The 705-nt window shown below is 52.9% G+C and carries 1 protein-coding gene; it reads left to right on the top strand.

The window, feature by feature from the left end; translation table 11 throughout:
- Window positions 1-516: CopD family protein (locus CA2_RS17400; RefSeq protein WP_174435590.1), on the top strand; the 516-nt coding region annotated here is incomplete at its 5' end.
- Window positions 517-705: the final 189 nt, after the last annotated feature.

The following is a 705-nucleotide window of genomic DNA, read 5'->3' as shown; positions in this document are numbered from 1 at the left end:
CGATTCAGTCATGGTGCGATGGACGATGGAATGCGGGGATACATCCACCTGGCTTCGGACATCTCGCACCTCTGGGCAGCAGGTGCATGGGTCGGCGCGTTACTCGCCTTTTTGATCTTGGCCGTAACGAGTGCGAATAAGGCATCAAACACAGTAGCAATATTGAGCCGAACATCAAATGGCTTCGCCCAGGTAGGGACGCTGATCGTGGTCGTTCTGGGGATCAGTGGTGTACTCAACTACGTATTGATCGCAGGGCCTTCGCTTGATCCGCTTGTTTCGACACTCTATGGTCAGTTGCTGTTAGGCAAGCTGATGCTGGTTCTCGGAATGCTTGCTTTGGCTGCGGCAAATCGGTTCCGGCTAAGTCCAAGTCTGGAGGCATCGTTGACCTCTGGAAATCATGCACAAGCAGTCGCTAAGCTACGCCAGAGCCTGTTCATGGAAGCAACACTGGCAGTTCTGGTTTTGGCGAGTGTGGCTTGGTTAGGGATTCTTTCCCCAAAAGGAATTTGATCCTCCGAGATCAACCACCGACAGCAGAAGCGGAGCTGCTCTAAGCAGACGTAGACACTGATAGGAAGGGTAAAACGCTTCCGTCGATTCATGCTTGGATGGCGTCCGCTGTTAATTTCCACGCAAAACTGACCCGCCGGGGATGCGGATAAAAACTTGGACTGGTTTTATGCGGCTAGACCGGCGTTG

It is taken from the genome of Comamonas aquatica NBRC 14918 (assembly GCF_000739875.1).
Lineage (GTDB): Bacteria > Pseudomonadota > Gammaproteobacteria > Burkholderiales > Burkholderiaceae_C > Comamonas > Comamonas aquatica.
This window is presented reverse-complemented; position numbering and strand designations above follow the sequence as displayed.